This is a genomic window from Paenibacillus sp. FSL W8-0439, from assembly GCF_038008995.1.
Lineage (GTDB): Bacteria > Bacillota > Bacilli > Paenibacillales > Paenibacillaceae > Paenibacillus > Paenibacillus polymyxa.
Genome location: NZ_JBBPAK010000001.1, coordinates 5,720,643 through 5,738,023, shown reverse-complemented (window position 1 = coordinate 5,738,023; position 17,381 = coordinate 5,720,643). Strand labels below are relative to the sequence as shown.

The window sequence follows — 17,381 nt, the reverse complement described above, 5'->3', positions numbered from 1 at the left end:
AAACCTACTACTGTGAAGGGAGTATATCACTTTTCGCAGCAGCCTTTTGTTATCGTTTCAGAGTTGTTTGGGATTCGTGTTGTGGCTGTTCTGCAATGATGTAAGATTTTTCGGGTAAAATCTATACTTTCACATGTAGCAGAAAACAACTATTCATTCTTATAATTGGAAATGTAAGCGCTTAAATTATTGAGGAAGAGTAATATCAAATTATACGTGTGAGGAGGAGATTTTATGTTAAGAACTAAAGTGGGCAAGCTGGTGAGCAGTTTGGCGTTGGCGGGTGTGTTGTTATCATCTGTTCTGGTCAACCAGGCTGATGCTGGCCTGGCAAATGGAAGCAAATTTCTGGGGAATATCATTGCGGGCAGTGTCCCTCCTAGTTACGGGACATACTGGAATCAAGTGACGCCGGAGAACTCGACTAAGTGGGAATCGGTTGAAGGCAGTCGTAACAACATGAACTGGTCGCAGGCGGATACCGCCTACAATTATGCCCGTAGCAATGGTTTCCCGTTCAAGTTCCATACGTTGGTATGGGGTGCCCAGGAGCCAGGATGGGTTAAAGGACTGTCGGCTGCTGATCAGAAAGCGGAAGTGACTCAGTGGATTAAAGCAGCAGGTCAGCGCTATCCGAATGCGGCGTTTGTAGATGTGGTGAATGAGCCGTTGCATCAGAAGCCGTCCTACCGCAATGCCATTGGTGGTGACGGGTCGACCGGATGGGATTGGGTCATATGGTCGTTTCAACAGGCTAGACAAGCTTTCCCGAATGCCAAACTGCATATAAATGATTATGGTATTATCAACGACCCTTCTTTAGCCGACCAATATGTCAATATTATTAATCAGCTCAAGAGTAGAGGCCTGATTGACGGTATTGGCATTCAATGCCACCATTTCAGTATGGACAACGTCTCAGTCAACACGATGAATACTGTACTAAATAAGCTGTCGGCGACCGGGTTGCCGATCTATGTGTCGGAACTAGATATAACTGGAGATGACAACACCCAACTTGCCAGATACAAAGAGAAGTTTCCGGTACTCTGGCAACATCCTTCAGTGAAGGGAGTTACGCTCTGGGGGTATATCCAGGGACAAACCTGGAAGGCGAACACACATCTGCTGAACTCGAACGGCTCGGAACGTCCTGCACTCCAATGGTTGAGACAATATCTGCAAAGATAAGCTATAGGTGGCACTTAAAACCCAACAGATGCGGACTTTTGCCAAATGTCCGGGCTGGGTAGTTGTTTATTTAAAGAAGTCTTGGCTGAAATGTTACACGCCCAAGGCTTCTTTTTATTTAGCTTAAACGTATCTTTTACTTGAAATAAAACCGTCCGGACGGTATAGTTAAATGGGCGGTGATCAGAATGAACACAACTAAAAAAACATTAAAAAGAGAATTAATACTTAAAGCAGCTTCTATGATTGTCCAAGAAGCAGGAGTAGAAAAATTAACGTTAGAAGCGGTGGCTAAGAAGGCGGGAGTAAGTAAGGGAGGATTGCTTTACCATTTTCCGAATAAAGATGAATTGATTCTGGGAATGGTTGAGCAGCTATCGACTAGCTTTATCACTGAATTTAATGAAAGGGCAGAAAACGATACACATTCCCAAGGTAGATGGACTCGCGCTTATATGAATACGTCATTTTCCGGGGATCAGGATGCAAGTGACCTGTATACCGCTCTCTCGGCAGCACAATTTACGAACCCTCACATGCTCAAGCTGCTTCAGGATGAGTATGCGAATATCCAAAATAAAATCGAAAACGACGAATTGGACCCGGTCCGTTCTACGATCGTCCGATTAGCTATAGACGGTTTGTGGTTTGCCGAAATGTTCGGACTCGCTCTTCCCAATGAAGAATTGAAGCAAAAAATTATAGAAGAATTAAAGACATATATAAAGGAGAATGAATGATGGCTTATTTTTTCTTGGCAATCTCTATTGCTAGTGAGCTTATTGGTACTTCAATGCTAAAAGCTTCTGAAGGTTTTACGAGACTGTATCCGACTCTATTCACGATTGTCGCGTTTGTAATCTCTTTCTTCTTTATTTCACTAACCCTCAAGACACTTCCTCTTAATATGACCTATGCCATCTGGTCAGGGGTGGGGGCTGTTGCTACAACGGTGATTTCAGTATTGATCTGGAAGGAGAAAATCAACACAGGAAGTATCGTAGGGATTGCTTTAATTGTTATTGGCGTGGTGGTATTGAACCTATTTGGTGCAGGACATGGTGAGGCAAAAGGAACAACAGAAGCAACTAGTTCAATCGTTCAAAAGTGAAATAAGGTGATATCACTCCAGTTCGTAAATAGGCGGTAGTTCCTCACTTATCGACTTAGAAGATTCTAAGAATGATAAGTGGGGAATCTACCGCCCGGAAATCATGGTTTATACGAATAAACTTAGTATTAAGATGAATCCTAATCCGGCTACAGAAATGATGGTTTCAAGCAATGTCCATGTGGCAAAGGTTTCTCTCATGCTTAAACCAAAATACTCTTTAAACATCCAGAACCCGGCATCGTTAACATGGGAAGCTATTAAGCTACCCGCTCCCGTGGCAAGCACGACTAAAGCAAGATTAACGTCGGATTGTCCTAACATCGGAATCACTAAACCAGCGGTTGTTAAAGCTGCAACAGTTGCAGAACCCAGGGAAATACGTAAGATTGCAGCGATGATCCAGGCTAGCAGAATTGGTGATAATGTAGTTCCATTGAATAAATCGGCTACATAGTCACCTACGCCGCCATTAATCAGTACTTGTTTGAAGGCACCGCCTCCCCCAATGATCAAGAGCATCATTCCAATATGAGTAATAGCCGTTGTACAAGATGCCATTACATCTTTGATTGGAATTTTTCTTGCGATTCCCATGGTGTAGACGGCAACCAGTAAGGAAATCAACATGGAAGTGGATGCATCACCAATAAATCGGATCGCGGCCAGTAAACTATTATCTTCAAACCCCATTGTTTTTTGAAGCAAAGTAATAATCGTAGCAATCGACATTAAGATGACAGGAAGCATTGCCGTAAATACACTGATTCCGAATCCAGGAGTTTCCTCAGACTTAAATACTTTTTGTTCTCCTAAAGAGGCAATATTACCGGTTTTCGTAAATGAGGCAGGTACGAGTTTTTTGGCAAGCTTCGTAAATACAGGGCCAGCCAAAATAACAGTTGGAACAGCAATAATGAAGCCATAAAGTAAAACCTCACCCAGATTCGCGCCATATTCACCAGCAATAACAGTTGGTCCTGGATGTGGAGGTAAGAAACCATGTGTTACGGATAAAGCAGCGACCATCGGAATACCGAGATATAAGATAGAAACCTTTAATTCTTTTGAAATGGCAAATACAATTGGGATTAATAATACTAACCCTACTTCAAAAAATAACGCAATCCCGATAATGAATGAAGCAGCTACGACCGCCCATTGAATATTTTTTTCACCAAATTTGTCAACGAGGGTCATGGCAATTCTTTGGGCACCACCAGAATCCGCGATCAACTTCCCTAACATCGCTCCGAGTCCAAAGATTAACGCTAAGTGACCCAATGTTCCGCCCAATCCAGCTTCAATGGTTTTAACAATTTCCTCTAATGGCATTCCAAGGGCTAAGGCTACACCGAACGATACAATGATTAAGGAAATGAAGGTGTTTAATTTGAAGCCCATGATTAAAACGAGTAATGCTAAAATTCCAATCCCTACAACGACTAATGGCATTGTAATTACCCCCTGTATTTATCCTTTTAGTGTTTAATTAAGCCTCTTTGGTAATGAGCAATCCGTGTATAATCTTCTTCCAATACTCTGGATAGGTTAATGAAAATCGGTAGCAACTTCCTATATTCCTTGGTTGCTTCTTCTTTGGGTGCATGTTTGTTGGTACTGCCAATCATTTCAGAAACCACTTCAAATGATTGGATTTTTCCAGTGGCATACAAGCCTAAAATACAAGCTCCTAGACAAGAACTTTCGTAGCTTTCTGGAACGACGACTTCAGATGAGAATATATCAGACATCATTTGCCGCCAAACATCTGACCTTGCAAAGCCTCCTGTAGCTTGGATTCGGGTCACGGGACCATCCATGCATTCGGTTAAGGCCAAAAATACGGTGTATAAATTGTAAATGACTCCTTCCAAGGCTGCGCGAATCATATGTTCTTTCTTATGCGACATCGTTAAACCGAAGAATGAGCCACGTACGTCTGGATTCCATAAGGGTGCACGTTCACCAGCTAGGTAGGGATGGAATAACAATCCATCAGACCCGGGCCTTACGCGTTCAGCAATTTTGGTTAACACATCATATGGATCAATTCCTAGTCGTTTCGCTGTTTCTACTTCTGATGAGGCAAGCTCGTCACGAATCCAGCGAAGAACCATCCCGCCATTGTTTACCGGTCCGCCAATGACCCAGTGCTTTTCCGTTAAGGCATAACAAAATATTCTTCCCTTTTCATCTGTTTGCGGCTTGTCTATGATGGTTCGAATGGCACCGCTTGTCCCAATAGTGACGGCAACTTCGCCTTTTCGTATCGCATTGACACCTAGATTAGAGAGAACTCCATCGCTGGCCCCAATGACAAATGGTGTTTGTGGATCGATCCCCATCTTTTTTGCTAAATCTGAATTACAGTCGGTAAATATTTTGGTTGTGGACACGAGCTCAGATAGCTGAGAAGGGGTTATACCCGCAATTTTTAATGCTTCTTCATCCCAATCCAGCTTTTCGAGATTCATCATGCCCATGGCTGAAGCCAGGGAATAATCAACAACATATAAATCAAAGAATTTTTTGAAAATGTATTCTTTAATTCCGATATATTTTTTAACTTTGATAGCGATTTCAGGAAGGTCATTCACAATCCAAGCTATTTTAGTTAAGGGTGACATGGGGTGAATGGGTGTTCCTGTTCGTCTGTAGACCTCTTGGCCGTTCAACTCCTCTTTTATTTGATGTGCCCACGCTTCACTGCGATTATCTGCCCAAGTGATACAAGGCGTAAGTGGTTGATCATGTTCATCCATGGCAATGACACTATGCATGGCACTGCTAAATGAAACAAACGATAGTTTTTTTTGTGAGTGATGTTTCATGATATTCGAAGTCGCTTGTAGGACTGCTTGAAAAATCTCCTCAGGATTTTGTTCAGCTGTCGCTATATCTGGTGTATAAAGCGGGTACCCGATATTTTCTTGTTGGATAACTTCGCCTTTTTCACTGAATAAAACGGCTTTCGTACTGGTGGTTCCGATATCTATACCTAACATGTAGTTAGTCATTTTGTGGCACGACTCCTTTGGACAGCAGTTGTTGGGACATCCATAAGTCTTCTACTTTACCTTGAACATCATCAAAGTTTTCATGTAAAGACTTAATCATAAGTTCTCTATCTGTTGCCTGGATTGCTTCAATATAAAGTTCATGATTTGATACAATGCGTGTAAAGTCTTCATACTTTTCTTTGAAGCGCATACGCATCGACAACAGAATGAGACTTTCCATCACGGGCTTTAGGTTATTCCAGATCATCAGAATGTATGAATGATTAACTGCACGAATAATCGTTTCATGGAACAAGACATCTTGATATGAAAACTCATCGGCATCACTATATTTGACCGCTACTTTCATCATTTCGAGTATTTTACTAAGTTCCTTTGCTAAATCATGAGTGTCCATCTTTATAAGACGTTCAAATACGAAGGATTCTATAAGTAGACGAACATCATAAATTTCTTCTATTTCTTTCTCTGATAGACCAATAACGACCGCACCCATTCTTTCGAGTCGGATGATATTTTCAGAAGCCAATATTTTTAACGCTTCACGAATAGGAGAGCGACTTACAGCAAAATCAGCAGCTAATTTATTTTCAGATAGTATGGTACCGCTTTCAATTGCGCCAGAAATGATGCGCATTCTAAGCTCGGATGTTACACGATCCCCAGCAGAGGCTTTGAGAAGCCATTTGGAGGGATATAGGAATTCACTGGACAGAACCATAAATTCACCTTCTCAATTAATCAAGTATACTTGTATACAAGTATTATAATCTAAAATTTTAAATTTGCAAGCGTATTCATTAAATTGATTTTGTAAGCCTGTTCTGTCCTTTTTGTGCAAATGCACAATCAATTTCGTCTGTTCTTCAATATGATTCACACGCTGCAATCGATATAATGAAAGCGTAATCAAAAATTGCCCGGGGGGTTAGACAGATGGAAGGGTTAACGATCAGTTGGATAGGAGCTCTAGCAGGGCTGGCTATTGCAATTATTTTGATATTGAGAAAGTTGAATCCGGTTTACGCTTTATTTTTGGGAGCTATTGTAGGCGCTTTATTGGGCGGAGCCAATCTGGAGCAAACGATCAGCGTATTAATTAGTGGTACGCAGAGCGTGATGGGGACGGTCATTCGTGTGCTCGCGGCAGGTGTATTGGCAGGCGTGATGATGGAGTCTGGGGCAGCGGAGACAATTGCACAGGCTATTGTAAAGAAGTTTGGCGGCAGTAAAGCGATCCTTGCACTAGCGTTAGCGACGATGATTATTACAGCAGTAGGCGTATTTATTCCCGTGGCCGTGCTCATTGTGGCACCTATTGCCTTGTCGGTTGGGAACAAAATGGGGATTTCCAAGCTGGCTCTTCTGCTGGCCTTGTCTGGAGGCGGAAAGGCGGGGAACATTATCTCTCCGAATCCCAATACGATTGCGGCGGCGCGTGGGTTTAATCTGGATTTAAGCCACGTTATGTTGGCGGGTGTGGTACCTGCGATATGCGGATTAATCATGACGGTTCTGGTGGCGTCTATGTTGAAAAACAAGGGCGTGAAGGTATCCGAACAAGATATTATGGATAGTGATGTCGATACGTCGAAGTACCCAGCATTGGGACGGGCGATTGTAGCCCCGGTGGTAGCCGTTATTTTGCTGATGATTAACCCGATTGGTTCCATCTCTGGCATTGAAGCACTGTCGAACTTCAAGGTCGACGCGATGTACATTTTGCCGATCGCCGGGATTGTAGGTATGCTGGCCATGGGACAAGGGCGCAATATCCTGAAATATTCGGCTTCCGGTTTGAATAAAATGACGGCAACCGTGCTCATCTTGATCGGTGCAGGTGGGATTGCGGGTTTGATCTCTGCGTCTAATTTATCTGCTCAGGTAGTTGGCTTGATTGAAGCTTCGGGAGTTTCTGGCACATTTTTGGCACCGCTTGCAGGGATCCTGATGGCGGCCGCCACAGCATCGACTTCAACTGGCGTTATTTTGGCGACTGGCTCGTTTGGGGAAGCCATTCTGAACATGGGGACAGCCCCGTTAGCTGCCGCTGTGATGGTGCATACAGGAGCTACCGTCATTGATTCCTTACCACAGGGCAACTATTTCCACGTTACGGCAGACAGCATGAAAATGAGCATTAAGCAACGGATGGGATTAATCCCTTATGAAGCTATTGTGGGCGGAACTATGGCGATTGTAGCAACCATATTGTATGGATTCATACTTTAATATTCACGATGGGGTGACAAAATGAGAGAGAAAACATTTGTACTGGCACCGGATTCTTTTAAAGAAAGCATGACGGCAAAGGAAGTGTGCATCGCAATGGAGAAAGGATTGCGCAAGGTCTATCCGACAGCCCATTATGTCCACGTTCCGATGGCAGACGGTGGTGAAGGAACAGTGCAGTCACTGGTGGATGCGACAGGCGGGCAGCTTCGTTACATGGAGGTGACAGGACCGCTTGGAGAACCTGTAAAAGCGGCATATGGCTTGCTGGGAGACGGCACCACTGCGGCAATCGAAATGGCATCTGCCAGCGGAATCCATCTGGTTAATAAGGACAATAAAAACCCGTTAAAGACAACAACCTATGGTACGGGTGAGTTAATACGTGAGTGTCTGAACCAGGGAATTCGAAAAATTATCATCGGCATTGGCGGAAGTGCGACGAATGATGGCGGTACAGGTATGGCGGAAGCGCTGGGGGCTAGATTTCTGGATGCGGCAGGCAATACTCTTCCACGCGGCGGCGGCAGTTTGGGCGAGCTGGACAGTATTGATATTTCATCACTGGATGACCGCTTGCAGCAGGTGCAATTGATTGTAGCCTGTGATGTGACAAATCCGTTATGTGGGGAGCATGGGGCATCTCGTGTATTCGGCCCACAAAAAGGAGCAACCCCGGAAATGGTGCAGCAACTGGATGCTAATCTTGCCCATTATGCGGATGTGGTGAAGCAGCAGCTGGGCAAGGATGTGCGCGATCTTCCAGGCGCGGGTGCAGCAGGCGGATTGGGTGCCGGTTTATTGATTTTTACTCAGGCGGCGCTGCAAAAGGGCATTGAAATCGTGATTGAATACACCGATTTAAAACAGAAGCTCGCCACGGCTGATATCGTATTGACGGGAGAAGGCGGCATTGATTTTCAGACCAAATTCGGTAAAACTCCGTATGGAGTAGCTCAGGTAGCCAAACAATCAGGCAAAAAGGTCATTGCGGTTGCAGGTTATATCGGGGAAGGGATCGACACGCTATACAAGGAAGGAATAGATGCGGTGTTTGGCATCGTGCCGGGAGCCTCGGAGCTGAGTAAGCTGCTGGCCGAAGGGCCACAAAACGTAGAGCGTACGTGCGAGAATATCGCGAGAGTACTTCAAATCAGTGAGAAATGATCGGATTGATAGGCGAGGAACATAAAACGGCATAATATAATTACAATGGAATACGAGCGCTCGCCTGTAACCCCGGTTTTCTTTAGCCAACGGAGATTGGTGGAGAAATTCGGGAGTGACGGCGAGCGAAAATAGGATATAATCGCAGCATGATCTGGCGTGATACAGCAGTTCATTGATGCAGCGCCAATAAGCCGTGCGTAAGTTCAATAAGCTGAAGGAGATTCCGGGGATCTTTGCCAGTTAAGGTATGGATGCGCTTCAAGCGGTATTGCAGTGTATTTCGATGAATGTTTAATTCATCTGCGGTAAAGGAGACACTGCCGTTATGGTTAATAAAGCTTCGCAGCGTATCCAGCAAATCCACGGTATCTTCCAGCTTGCTGACCAGGTGGATTGTGTTAGTCAGGTTGGTTTGGCTTAATTTGACCAAGAATTCGACTTCTGCAAAAGAGACAATCTGCACAGGTGGACGCAGAGCTAGTACAACATTCATAGCGGACTTGGCTTGCATATAAACATCCGCAATGCTGTGCTCTTGTCTGCTGATGGCAATCAGCACATCAGGATGGCTGCGTACAAGTGGTTCCAGTAGCTTGGTCGTTGGTTCCTGATTTTGCATCAGGATGAGATAACTGTCTTCCTCCATACGAAAGGATGGATGCTGCATGAATATATTGGATAACTCGGCGAAATGAGCAGGATCGGAAGGAAGATGCTTTACATATACGGCCGAAGTTTTGAGAAGCAAATCAATGTGATATTGAGCAGCTTCTTTTTTTATTTTTTGGGTATAGGCTCCCTGATGATTTAACAGCATTTCCAGTACAGATTTTTTGCGGTTGGCCTCATGGGCCAAGTGCTCCAAGGAAATACGCTGTTCAATCAGGAGAGACACCGTAGTTTTAACAATATTGCAAAAAGGACGCACTTCGTCAGGATTGCCTGAAATACCAATGACACCAACTAGCTCATGATGAATGACAATCGGTTCATTGGTTCCTTTTTTCTCGTAATGTCCGTCCTGCCACACTTCAATCATTTTCCCGGTTTCGAGCGCCTGAACAGCCCCTTGGTGAATGGTTCCGATTCGTTCACTCTCGCCGCTGCCAATGATGATGCCTCGTTCATTCATAATATTGATATTGTATGGAATATCCTTCATCATTTTGTCTACGATGTCTTGGGCTTGTCTTTCGGAGAGCGGAAACAGATCAGGATTCCTCCTTTATCTAGTGATGTAAGGTGTTTTACTGTATCACATTAATTGAAAGGGCTTTCAATTTGTTGTGCATCTGAACAATATAATAAAACAGGGCGCCGAACATGTCAGCCTATTTTATCATAGATATCAAGAATAGTTGTATGCGAAAAAACAGGGCTCCAAGGAGCACCTGTCTTTTGCGTCTTATTCTTTCATTATTCGTCCTGGTCCGTCACGCTGTCTAAGGTCGAACCTCACGAAAGCTATAGGTAATATCATGAATTTCTTTCTTTAAACGGCTATATTTTGATGCAGGCGTATACCCGATGATCTGGCAGAAATTATTATCAGTCTCAATAATGGATACATGGGTGACATAATGGTTTATATCTTTCTGCCCTTTAATCGTGAACTGAGTGGCAGGATATCCTTGAATTGTGGTGTTGGAAGAAGGTCCTACCGTAGAGAGGTTAAACTCTTTGGTCATGTTGTTTTGAATTTTCTTTGTGTAGTACTGGCGCGTTACATTACCCAATTTCTCCTTCGAATTGGATCGTACGATAACAGACTTTTCAATGTAGGGATTGAATATCGCAATATCTGCTTTTCCTTCCCGGTCCGGGTCTGTCGACCAGTCTAATGGGGCAGAAATCTGAAAATGTCCATCTCTACTTACAAAGCTCTGCTCCTGCTTGCTTACCGGAGCTTCACTGGACTTGTAACTGTTTGCCAGTACAAAAATAGCATTTACAAACGAGGCTCCCAAGATCACCATTGCGGTAAAAAATATGAAGAGCGACCGTCTCATTGTCTTTTTGCTAATCGGCTCCAAGTCCCGCACCTTTACCACATATGTACCTGCAGCTAAATCACCAATTCGTTGTCTAGAGGCAGTTACTAACACGCTGATACCAGCAGGTAGTGAACCCATTAGCAATGGATTGGTGTCTATTAACCTGAGCAGCGTACGAATGAGTGATTTAAGAAAACCAGGAGGTCTTCCTTCTCCGGTAACCACCTTAATACGAAAAACGAATTTGCCAAGCGTATAGCCTGTGTAACCTTCCAAGAGCAAATAATAGCAGAAGAAAGCTATAATCAGAATGCAACGGGAAGCAATCACTAAGGGTAACAACCATCTGTCTGTTATCTGAATGACTGAGATAAAGAAACAAATATACCCGATTATAAAAAATATAAAATCAAAAAGGGTTGCTCCCCAACGTCTAAACAAAATAGACGAACCGTAGGTTTTTGATATTTCGGCCATTCTGTTTGTTTCCCCATAGTTTTGCCCATGCCGAATGTACTTCTCTCTTGCTGCTACTTGTGAATTCTGTGGTATGTGCTGGTCTTCCAAATCGTACACCTCATTTTAATAATCCATAATTTAAAAACACACTCCTTATATAACGGTCTTTTTATCATCCATGATTAGGAAAACATTCTATAAACAAAGAACTAATTATAAATATCCCTTTAGAGGTATTCTTTCATTTACATTATAATTGGAAGAAGAAAGTAATGATCATCGAATATTGAACTTAGCGGCGTAGGTATGCAAGGAAAAGCTTGCGAAAGTGAACAACGGAGAAGGCGGTGAGAATATGAAACGTGAGTTTCCGGTTATAACAACCGAACGTCTTGTATTACGAAAAATGGTAGCGACGGACAGCAAGGACATGTTGGAATACTTTTCAGATGAGCAGGTGATGAAGTTTTACGGGCTGAGCCCATTTGAGTCTGAACAGGAGGCACTGGATGAGATCCGTTGGTATGATCGGATTTTTGAGACAGATCAGGGAATCCGCTGGGCTCTTCAAACGAAGGAAGGTAAAATCATCGGTTCTTGCGGATTTCATAACTGGGATCAACGTCATCACCGGGCAGAAATGGGCTATGAATTGTCCAGAGCCTATTGGGGTCAAGGGTTAATGTCCGAGGCACTTGCGGCTGTGATCAACTATGGGTTTCATATCCTACCGTTGAACCGCATTCAGGCACTAGTAGAGCCGGAGAATACACAATCCTTGCGTTTGCTTGAAAAAGCAGACTTTCGGCAGGAAGGAATCCTGTCCCAGTATGAATTTACGTCCGGGAAATATGATGATCTTTGCATGTGCGCACTCGTTAAATCAGAATATATCAATCGTTCTCAGAAATGAGAGAAGTAGTTGGATCAAGGGGTATACACATTTCATATTGCTCAATAGGGTCCTTCGAGAAGCCTGTTTTTTGGATAAAGCCTTCAAGAGAGTGATTGTCGGACAGGCAGATATATACCTTCTCGACCTTTTGGGTTTCTACCGCTTTATGAAGTAGGGTACGTCCAAGGCCTTGGTTTCGATGTTTGGGATCGACCCAAAGAAAGTTGATTTTACCTTGAGCACTCATAGCAATCATACCGACTCGGGTTTGATTCACCGCATAGATGCCGAGAAAAACTTCCTGTGTGCTGTTAGCGTAATAAGGTGTGTCACTTTGCCAATGGATGTGACAGTCGGTAAGAGTTGTACGAAAATCTGCGACATCATCAAATGTTAGTTTCTTAAACATGTACGGTGATGAGGGAGCGGGAGAGATTGATGGGACAGTACCGTTGTAGTATTTTAGCGTATAGCGTACCTCATAGCCGTGCTTTTTATAGAACTGGACAGCCCGATCATTATCCGTAATGACTTCGAGCCATAGCTGCTGCTGACAGTTCTCGGAGATGGCCGTTTGTTTATGCAATTCGAGCAACCTGTTGCTAATACCCTGGCCACGGTAAGCTGGACCGATGCATAGCGTGCCGCAACGCATGGTCTTATACCCGTCAAACTGCCGGATACCGCCTAGAATCAAGCCAATTGGCTGATCTTCATCCATGGCAAGGAAAGAGTGGCTCCGTGAATTACCCTCTGGACCGAAAAAACGTGCCGCGAAATCGTCTTGTTCCATGGTCAGGCGAATGGAATAGTCTGAGAATCCGAGCGAAAATGCCTGGAAAATGTGCTCCATGCTGACTTCATTGCATCTCAAATAGGTGATCACTGTTCTTCCTCCTGAAAATCCAGTATATTGGGATTGTCTTATTATACACTCCGTATGTTGCTGTAGGGTTACAATGAGTATATCGATAAGCTAATATAAGGCTAACAAAATATAACCCGGTATGCCTGGACATTCTTTATTTTGGAAGATAGGAGATTGGAATGAACAAAAGGCAAGTAGAAATTTTTCGCAAGTTGTTAACTGAATCGAACCGACTGTGGTTAGTGCAGGATCTGGCCGATCAAACGGATTGCTCAGAAAAGACGATTCGAAACGATCTAAAAGTAATTGAAGAATATCTAGTCAAGCACTCCAATGCCAATCTGGTGAGAAGACCGGGACGTGGCATTTATTTGGAGATCAGTGAAGCGGAGCAGGCTGATTTATTTCACCGGCTGTATGCAGGCGATAGTACAGCCCAGCATGAATCGGATGAGGAGAGGGTGCTGCATCTCGCCTATCGGCTCTTGATGGATGCCAAGCCTGTAACGATACAAGATCTGGCCTCTCAGTATTATGTGAACAAGACGGTGATCCGTAGAGATATGGAAAAGATTGATGACTGGCTGCACAGCTTTGATCTTGCCTTGATTACCAAGCAGCGTGTAGGCTTGACCATTCAAGGCACTGAGAAAAACAAGCGGATCGCTTTGGCGCGGATGAATCAGCTGATTGATAGTCCTGAGTTGACGGGACAGATGATGCGCAAGCAGTTTGAGCCACACGAGATTGCCACCATCCATCATGAATTAAAAGTATTTCAAAAGCATCATGAACTCAGCTTTACGGATGAAGCCTTTGAGGGTCTCATGCTCCATATTCTCTTAATGGTCAAACGAACCAAGCTGGGACAGCCCATTTCTCTCTCCGAACAAGACATTGCCTTTTTGCAGGAGAAGGTTGAGTTTACATGGGCTACTGCGTTTTTACGGCAGCTGCAAAAGCTGTTTTCCGTACCTTTTTCCAAGGAAGAAACGGCCTATCTAACCCTGCATTTGTTGGGTGGAAAGTTTCGTTATCAGCAGGAGGATAGCAAGGGGAAACACAGCGATCTGGCAGACAGCCATCCGCTTTTGCCTAAACTGATTGAGCAGTTAGTCCGGCGGATGTCGGAGCTGAATATGATTGACTTTTCCAAAGATAAGATGTTGCTGAAAGGGTTGAAAGTCCATTTATATACGACCCTGAATCGGCTTCAATATGGGTTGACGGTGTCTAATCCTATGCTGACTGAGATCAAGAAGATGTACCCTTACATGTTCGACCGGGTTATTATTACGCTGGAAGAGGTAGGGAATTTGGTTCGGTTATCGTTCCCCGAGGAGGAAGCGGCGTATTTAACGCTACATTTTCAGGCTTCTGTGGAGCGACTTCACCAGAAAGAAAGTCATCCTCAGAGGGCCATTATCGTGTGTCACATGGGCATTGGTATGTCCCAGCTATTGCGCACAAAGGTGGAACGTAAGTTTCCGGCTGTACATGTGGAGACAACTCTTTCGAAGGCAGAAGTCCAGGACTATCTGGCAACCCGGGAGTTGGATCTGATCATTACAACCGTGGATCTTCCAGAGCTTAGTGTTCCGCATATTCTCGTCTCTCCATTGCTAGATGCCAAGGATGAGCGTCAACTGGAGCAAGTGATCAGACGAATGGATGAGCCGGAACCTAGAGTCGCAGATGAATCTGTATTTTTTAAGTACACAACACCTTTTTTAGTCTTTCCCCAGCAAGAAGTGCAGCGTCCCGAACAATTGATTTCCAAGCTGGCGCAAATACTGGAGGACAAAGGATATGTGGAAACAGGTTATGTGGACAGCGTATTGGCGCGAGAGAAAATGTCGGCTACGACGATCGGGGGAGGCATAGCCATCCCGCATGGCGGCTCAGAGTGGATAAGGCAGTCAGCCATTGTAGTCGCTACTTTAAAGAAGCCACTTACTTGGGGAACCGAGAAAGTGGAGCTTGTGTTCTTGCTTGCGGTAAAACAGGATGGGCGGGAAGAAATGCGGCAGTTATTTAAGGAGTTGTCCCTAATCAGTGAGCAGCCAGCTCTAGTTCATGCTTTATCCAAGGAGACCGATGCGATGAGACTATTAGGGAAGCTAAAGGGATAAACTAAATTAAAAGCCATGCTTTGGAGCAGGACTTATAGATAAGTCCTGTTTTTTTGTCCGTATTATTCTATTTTTCCGAAAGTTCCGGTAAAAAGTTCGCCCGATAACAGCAAAAAAGGCGGTTATACTATCAATGTAAGCGGAAACACCAGAGAGAAGGGGAATGACTATGAAGATATTAGCGATTACCTCATGTCCTAACGGAATTGCACATACGTATATGGCAGCTGAGAATCTGCAAAAGGCAGCAGCCAAGCTGGGTATCGAGATGAAGGTCGAGACACAAGGCTCCATTGGGGTAGAAAATCAACTAACTGAGCAGGAGATCCGTGAAGCGGATGGCATTATTATTGCAGCGGATAAGACGGTGGTCAAAGACCGCTTCGTCGGCAAGAAACTGCTGGTCGTTGGAGTACAGGATGGGATTCGCCGTCCGGAAGAATTGATCCAGCGGGTGATGAAGGGTAATGTGCCTGTGTACCAGGCAGAGTCACGTACCTCCGAAGCTAGCTCACAGGAGAATAAACCGAAGCAAAATCCTATCTACCGCCACTTGATGAATGGTGTATCTTATATGGTACCCTTTATCGTCATTGGAGGATTGCTCATTGCCATTGCGTTGACGATTGGCGGTGAGAAGACACCGGGCGGTCTGGTTATACCGGACGGTTCATTTTGGAAGACGGTTCAGGATATCGGTTCGGCTTCATTTACCTTTATGATACCCATCCTCGCTGGGTTCATCGCGATGAGCATTGCAGATAGACCGGGGCTTGCACCGGGTATGGTTGGCGGATTCATTGCTGCGAACGGCAGTTTTTATGGAAGTGAGGCGGGAGCCGGATTTATCGGCGGAATTATCGCTGGTTTCCTGGCGGGTTATGTTGCACTGGGTATTCGGAAATTGAAGGTTGGGCGAGCATTACAGCCGATCATGCCTATTATTATTATCCCTGTGTTGTCATCCTTAATTGTAGGATTAATCTTTGTCTTTATCATCGGTTCTCCAGTCGCACAATTGTTTGAAGCTTTAACGGGTTGGCTTGCAGGTATGCAAGGTACAAGTTCAATTTTATTGGCACTGATTTTAGGTGCGATGATCTCCTTTGATATGGGTGGTCCAGTCAATAAAGTCGCATTTTTATTTGGCTCGGCCATGATTGGTGAAGGGAATTACGAAATTATGGGACCGATCGCCGTTGCGATTTGTATTCCACCGATTGGAATGGGACTTGCAGCAATGATCAACAAGCGTAAATTTGCACCAGCAGAACGCGAGGCTGGAAAGGCGACATTCACGATGGGACTATTCGGTATTACTGAAGGGGCGATTCCCTTCGCTGCACAAGATCCATTGCGTGTTATTCCTAGTATCATGGCAGGGTCTATGGTCGGTTCAGTCATTGCGATGTTGGGAAATGTAGGAGATAAGGTAGCTCATGGTGGACCGATCGTAGCCGTCCTTGGTGCAGTGGACAATGTATTGATGTTCTTCATTGCCGTTATTGTCGGTGCAGCTGTGTCGGTCATCCTAGTGAGTCTGCTGAAAAGAGATATTGCAACTGCAAATCCAGCTGTTGCTGGAGAAGAGACATCTGGAGATTCTGCCGCAGTAACGGAACAATCTATGATGACTATGACTGCCGCCGAGTCATCAGCTGTAGCAACTGCAAATAACGATCCAGCCGTATCTTCGCAAGCCATTCACATTGAGAAGTTGACAGATATTGTAACGATGGATCTGATTGATCTGGATCTGGAAGGAACGACACAGGATGCCGTGATTGATGAAATGATCGGAATACTTGAGAGAAATGGAGCCGTAAGTTCTGCCAGTGGTTTTAAACAGGCCATATTGGACCGAGAGAAGGAAAGCTCCACAGGCATTGGAATGAATATTGCCATCCCTCACGGTAAATCGGAAGCTGTACTGAAGCCAAGCGTGGTCTTTGGATTGAAGCGGAGCGGAGTGGACTGGAAAAGCTTGGACGGCAGTGAAGCGAAACTAATCTTCATGATTGCTGTTCCGCGTAATAGCAAGGACAATGCACATCTGAAGGTGCTGCAAATGCTGTCTCGTAAGCTGATGGACGATCATTTCAGAGAAGCACTTCTGGCGGTTACTACCAAGGAAGATGCATATGAATTGTTGTCCCAGGTACATTAATTCCATACGCTAAGCAGAACATATTGTAATCCCTAACGGAACGCGCTGCAACGATAGTAAACGCAAAAGCAGTCTATCCTCATTTAAGGATAGACTGCTCTTTTATAGTAAAATATTATTCTTCATCAATTAAATATTT

At 44.4% G+C, this 17,381-nt stretch carries 14 protein-coding genes; 8 read left to right on the top strand and 6 right to left on the bottom strand.

The annotated features are described in order from the left end of the window. Positions 1-234 precede the first annotated feature (234 nt). From MKX36_RS24815 to MKX36_RS24805, 3 genes are all read left to right on the top strand, one after another. Positions 235-1,191 (top strand): endo-1,4-beta-xylanase, encoded by a 957-nt coding sequence (locus MKX36_RS24815; RefSeq protein WP_340866009.1) that lies wholly within the window; start codon positions 235-237, stop codon positions 1,189-1,191. 188 nt (positions 1,192-1,379) lie between these two features. Continuing rightward, the gene (locus MKX36_RS24810; RefSeq protein ID WP_123797840.1) at positions 1,380-1,931 is read left to right on the top strand and encodes a TetR/AcrR family transcriptional regulator; all 552 of its coding nucleotides are present in this window, start codon (positions 1,380-1,382) and stop codon (positions 1,929-1,931) included. After that, complete coding sequence (locus MKX36_RS24805; protein ID WP_016822518.1) at positions 1,931-2,302, top strand: DMT family transporter; 372 nt, start codon at positions 1,931-1,933, stop codon at positions 2,300-2,302. The genes MKX36_RS24810 and MKX36_RS24805 overlap by 1 nt, the downstream gene beginning before the upstream one ends. 108 nt (positions 2,303-2,410) lie before the next feature. On the opposite strand, the gene MKX36_RS24800 is transcribed toward MKX36_RS24805, so the two are convergent. Genes MKX36_RS24800 through MKX36_RS24790 form a run of 3 tightly spaced genes read right to left on the bottom strand, consistent with a single transcriptional unit; the run spans position 2,411 to position 6,046 of the window. Further along, positions 2,411-3,757: a GntP family permease gene (locus MKX36_RS24800; RefSeq protein WP_025366221.1), complete on the bottom strand. Its 1,347-nt coding sequence runs from the start codon at positions 3,755-3,757 to the stop codon at positions 2,411-2,413. 26 nt (positions 3,758-3,783) lie between these two features. Beyond that, on the bottom strand, positions 3,784-5,322 hold the full coding sequence (gene gntK / locus MKX36_RS24795; RefSeq protein WP_340866006.1) for a gluconokinase: 1,539 nt from the start codon (positions 5,320-5,322) through the stop codon (positions 3,784-3,786). Then, positions 5,315-6,046: a GntR family transcriptional regulator gene (locus MKX36_RS24790; RefSeq protein WP_340866005.1), complete on the bottom strand. Its 732-nt coding sequence runs from the start codon at positions 6,044-6,046 to the stop codon at positions 5,315-5,317. Before MKX36_RS24790 ends, gntK begins: the two co-directional genes overlap by 8 nt. Before the next feature lie 215 nt (positions 6,047-6,261). Between MKX36_RS24790 and MKX36_RS24785 the strand changes: the two genes are divergently transcribed. Both MKX36_RS24785 and MKX36_RS24780 read left to right on the top strand, forming a co-directional pair. Continuing rightward, positions 6,262-7,557: a GntP family permease gene (locus MKX36_RS24785; RefSeq protein WP_016822522.1), complete on the top strand. Its 1,296-nt coding sequence runs from the start codon at positions 6,262-6,264 to the stop codon at positions 7,555-7,557. Between the two features lie 21 nt (positions 7,558-7,578). Continuing rightward, complete coding sequence (locus MKX36_RS24780) at positions 7,579-8,724, top strand: glycerate kinase (protein WP_340866003.1); 1,146 nt, start codon at positions 7,579-7,581, stop codon at positions 8,722-8,724. A 172-nt stretch (positions 8,725-8,896) separates the two neighbouring features. Here the strand turns inward: MKX36_RS24780 and MKX36_RS24775 are convergent, their stop codons facing one another. After that, entirely contained in the window at positions 8,897-9,892 is a 996-nt protein-coding gene (locus MKX36_RS24775; RefSeq protein WP_019689033.1) for a CdaR family transcriptional regulator, read from the bottom strand. A gap of 277 nt (positions 9,893-10,169) precedes the next feature. Beyond that, entirely contained in the window at positions 10,170-11,288 is a 1,119-nt protein-coding gene (locus MKX36_RS24770; RefSeq protein WP_340866002.1) for an RDD family protein, read from the bottom strand. Between the two features lie 247 nt (positions 11,289-11,535). Between MKX36_RS24770 and MKX36_RS24765 the strand changes: the two genes are divergently transcribed. Next, positions 11,536-12,093 carry a GNAT family N-acetyltransferase gene (locus tag MKX36_RS24765; protein WP_340866001.1) on the top strand — a complete coding sequence of 186 codons (558 nt, stop codon included), beginning with the start codon at positions 11,536-11,538 and terminating at the stop codon, positions 12,091-12,093. On the opposite strand, the gene MKX36_RS24760 is transcribed toward MKX36_RS24765, so the two are convergent. Next, positions 12,074-12,961, bottom strand: coding sequence for a GNAT family N-acetyltransferase (locus tag MKX36_RS24760; RefSeq protein WP_340865999.1), 888 nt, complete (start codon positions 12,959-12,961; stop codon positions 12,074-12,076). The two genes, MKX36_RS24765 and MKX36_RS24760, sit on opposite strands and share 20 nt — an antisense overlap. A gap of 161 nt (positions 12,962-13,122) precedes the next feature. Between MKX36_RS24760 and MKX36_RS24755 the strand changes: the two genes are divergently transcribed. Then, complete coding sequence (locus MKX36_RS24755) at positions 13,123-15,075, top strand: BglG family transcription antiterminator (protein ID WP_045244766.1); 1,953 nt, start codon at positions 13,123-13,125, stop codon at positions 15,073-15,075. 169 nt (positions 15,076-15,244) lie between these two features. After that, on the top strand, positions 15,245-17,242 hold the full coding sequence (locus tag MKX36_RS24750; RefSeq protein WP_340865997.1) for a PTS fructose transporter subunit IIABC: 1,998 nt from the start codon (positions 15,245-15,247) through the stop codon (positions 17,240-17,242). Positions 17,243-17,381: the final 139 nt, after the last annotated feature.

What these genes read in the sequence shown, in the direction of transcription:
- MKX36_RS24805 (WP_016822518.1), top strand. Translation starts at nt 1,931, where the DNA reads ATGGCTTATTTTTTCTTGGCAATCTCTATTGCTAGTGAGCTTATTGGT.
- MKX36_RS24785 (WP_016822522.1), top strand. Translation starts at nt 6,262, where the DNA reads ATGGAAGGGTTAACGATCAGTTGGATAGGAGCTCTAGCAGGGCTGGCT.
- MKX36_RS24815 (WP_340866009.1), top strand. Translation starts at nt 235, where the DNA reads ATGTTAAGAACTAAAGTGGGCAAGCTGGTGAGCAGTTTGGCGTTGGCG.
- MKX36_RS24800 (WP_025366221.1), bottom strand. Translation starts at nt 3,757, where the DNA reads ATGCCATTAGTCGTTGTAGGGATTGGAATTTTAGCATTACTCGTTTTA.
- MKX36_RS24810 (WP_123797840.1), top strand. Translation starts at nt 1,380, where the DNA reads ATGAACACAACTAAAAAAACATTAAAAAGAGAATTAATACTTAAAGCA.
- MKX36_RS24775 (WP_019689033.1), bottom strand. Translation starts at nt 9,892, where the DNA reads ATGATGAAGGATATTCCATACAATATCAATATTATGAATGAACGAGGC.
- MKX36_RS24750 (WP_340865997.1), top strand. Translation starts at nt 15,245, where the DNA reads ATGAAGATATTAGCGATTACCTCATGTCCTAACGGAATTGCACATACG.
- MKX36_RS24790 (WP_340866005.1), bottom strand. Translation starts at nt 6,046, where the DNA reads ATGGTTCTGTCCAGTGAATTCCTATATCCCTCCAAATGGCTTCTCAAA.
- MKX36_RS24755 (WP_045244766.1), top strand. Translation starts at nt 13,123, where the DNA reads ATGAACAAAAGGCAAGTAGAAATTTTTCGCAAGTTGTTAACTGAATCG.
- MKX36_RS24765 (WP_340866001.1), top strand. Translation starts at nt 11,536, where the DNA reads ATGAAACGTGAGTTTCCGGTTATAACAACCGAACGTCTTGTATTACGA.
- MKX36_RS24780 (WP_340866003.1), top strand. Translation starts at nt 7,579, where the DNA reads ATGAGAGAGAAAACATTTGTACTGGCACCGGATTCTTTTAAAGAAAGC.
- gntK (WP_340866006.1), bottom strand. Translation starts at nt 5,322, where the DNA reads ATGACTAACTACATGTTAGGTATAGATATCGGAACCACCAGTACGAAA.